General features: G+C 66.6%; 3 protein-coding genes. All 3 read left to right on the plus strand.

Annotation, left to right across the window (positions count from 1 at the left end):
* Window positions 1-2: 2 nt before the first annotated feature.
* The gene (locus tag WAN71_RS07520) at window positions 3-1,139 is read left to right on the plus strand and encodes an LLM class flavin-dependent oxidoreductase (protein WP_422224731.1); all 1,137 of its coding nucleotides are present in this window, start codon (window positions 3-5) and stop codon (window positions 1,137-1,139) included.
* A gap of 31 nt (window positions 1,140-1,170) precedes the next feature.
* On the plus strand, window positions 1,171-2,460 hold the full coding sequence (locus WAN71_RS07525) for an MFS transporter (RefSeq protein WP_422224733.1): 1,290 nt from the start codon (window positions 1,171-1,173) through the stop codon (window positions 2,458-2,460).
* Between the two features lie 94 nt (window positions 2,461-2,554).
* Window positions 2,555-2,898: DUF5318 family protein (locus WAN71_RS07530; protein WP_422224732.1), on the plus strand; the 344-nt coding region annotated here is incomplete at its 3' end.

Genomic DNA, 2,898 nt, shown 5'->3' on the forward strand with positions numbered 1-2,898 from the left:
ATCTGATCGCCGGTGGGCATGGCAGCACGATGCGCGGCGACCGGCCGGCAGACCTCAAGTACCTCATCCAGCTCGCCCAGGCCGCCGAGATCAACGGCTTCGAGGCCGTGCTCACGCCCACCGGTCAATGGTGTGAGGACGCCTGGCTGACCACCGCCATGCTGATCGGCAGCACCGAGTCGCTGAAGTATCTGGTGGCGTTGCGTCCGGGGCTGATCAGCCCGACGTTGGCCGCGCAGATGGCGGCCACCTTTCAGTGGCAGTCGCAGGGGCGGCTGCTGCTGAACGTGGTTACTGGCGGCGAAAGCATCGAGCAGCGGGCGTTCGGCGACTTTCTGCCGAAGGAGGCCCGCTACGCGCGGTGTAGCGAGTTCCTCGACATCGTCCGTCGGCTGTGGATCTCCGACGATCCGGTCACCGTGACCGGAGAACACCTGCGCGTCGAGCAGGCTTCGCTGGCGCGGCGTCCTGATCCGCTGCCGGCTGTTTTCTTCGGCGGGTCGTCACCGGCGGCTGGCCAGGTCGCCGCCAGCTTTGCCGACACCTATCTGACCTGGGGCGAGCCGCCCGCGCAGGTCAGTGAGAAGCTGGACTGGATCCGCGGCGTGGCCACCGCGCAGGGCCGAAAACTGAGCTACGGCATCCGGCTCCACGTCATCTCCCGGGACACCAGCGAGCAGGCCTGGTCGGAGGCACAGCGGCTGCTAAGCGCACTGAGCCCGCAGACGGTAGCCGCCGCCCAACAGTCGCTCGCCCGGTCGGAGTCCGAGGGCCAACGCCGGATGCGTGAATTGCACGGTGGCGGCGACGATTTCGGCGTCGGGGCGGATGCCCGACGGCTGGAGATCTACCCCAATCTGTGGTCGGGCGTCGGCCTGGTTCGTGGTGGCGCGGGCACGGCGCTGGTCGGCTCGCACCAGGAGGTCGCCGACCGCATCACCGAATACGCCGAGCTGGGCATCGACCACTTCATCCTGTCCGGCTATCCGCACCTCGAAGAGGCGTACATCTTCGGCGAGGGAGTACGCCCGATCCTCGCCCGGCGAGGTCTGCTGGGCGACGGCGCCGAGGTCGTCCGACCGACCGGTCCGGCCCGGTCGGCGTTCCTGTCGCACGTCGGAGACGTCAGTGCTTCTTGATCCGACCACCAGCTCAATAACCGAACCCGCGCTGCCCGAGGTTGACGACACCGCCGCAGAAGACCGTGCTGCGCGGCGCACAGTGCTGGTGGCGAGCCTGGTCGGCACGACCGTCGAGTGGTACGACTTTTTCCTCTATGCGACCGCGGCCACCATCGTGTTCAACCACGCGTTCTTCCCGTCGCAAAACTCGACGGTAGGCACAATGCTTGCGTTCGCTACCTTCGCCGTCGGCTTCGTCATGCGCCCGATCGGCGGGTTCGTGTTCGGCCATATCGGTGATCGGATCGGGCGCAAACGCAGCCTGGCCCTGACCATGCTGTTGATGGGCGGGGCGACCGCCCTGATGGGCGCGTTGCCGACCGCCGCCCAGGTCGGGGCGCTTGCTCCGGTACTGCTGGTGACGCTGCGGATCATCCAGGGCTTTGCATTGGGCGGGGAGTGGGCCGGCGCGATGTTGCTTGCCGTCGAGCACAGCCCGGACGGTCGCCGCGGAATTTACGGCAGCGCCCCGCAGGTCGGGCTGGCACTGGGCCTGGCGCTGGGAACGGGTGTGTTCGCGATGCTGCAGTGGCTGCTGCCCGCGCACGCATTCGCCAGTTACGGATGGCGCATCGCATTCCTGGGCAGCGTCGTATTGGTGTTCTTCGGATTGCTGGTCCGGCTGCGGGTGGCCGAAACGCCGGCGTTCCTGGCGATGGAAGCGCGGGCCGAGCGCTCAGCCGTTCCGGTGCGAGAGGTGTTCACCCGGCCGGCGCTGCGCTCGACCCTGCTGGGTCTGGTATCTCGGTGGGCGGAAGGAGCCGCGTTCAACACCTGGGGGGTATTCGCCATCGCGTATGCCACCGGCACCCTGGGGTTGGGAAAGATTCAGGTGCTGTCGGCGGTCACCGTTGCCGCCTTGGTGATGGCAATACTGCTGCCGGTCTCGGGCCGACTGAGCGATCGATACGGCCCGAAGGTGATCTATGCCACGGGGATCGCGGCCTACGGCCTGACCGCAGTTCCGGTTTTCGCGCTCTTCGACACGCGCAACATCGTCTGGTTCACGGTCGGCATGGTGGTGGCGTTCGGCGTGATCCACGCCTGGTTCTATGGCGCGCAAGGCACCCTGTACGCGTCGCTGTTCCCCACCCGGATCCGCTACACCGGGCTGTCCACCGTCTATCAAGTGTCCGGGATTTATGCGTCCGGTCTCACACCGCTGATTTTGACCAGCCTCATCGCGGCAGGCCATGGCGCACCGTGGTACGCCTGCGGATATTTGGTCGCAACTGCGGTGCTCAGCGTGGTGGCGACGGTCCTGCTCAACGCGAGATGACTCCGCAGGCGCTCTGGGCGGACGCGGCCACTGAGGCACACGGAGTGGCCGGGCCATCTCTCGGCATCGGTCCTTCGGACGTACTCTGGTCATCGTGCGATTGCAGCGACAGGTAGTCGACTACGCGCTTCGGCGGCGCTCCCTGCTGGCCGAGGTGTATTCGGGGCGCACCGGCGTCTCCGAAGTGTGTGACGCTCACCCGTACTTGCTGCGCGCAGCGAAATTCCACGGGAAGCTCAGCGCGGTGATGTGCCCGATCTGCCGGAAGGAGCAGCTCACCCTGGTGTCGTGGGTTTTCGGCGACCATCTGGGTGCGGTTTCCGGTTCGGCGCGCACCGCCGAAGAGTTGGTCATGCTGGCAACCCGGTTCGAAGAGTTCTCCGTGCACGTGGTGGAGGTATGCCGGACGTGCAGTTGGAATCACTTGGTCAAGTCGTA

The organism is Mycobacterium sp., from assembly GCF_049280035.1.
GTDB lineage: Bacteria > Actinomycetota > Actinomycetes > Mycobacteriales > Mycobacteriaceae > Mycobacterium.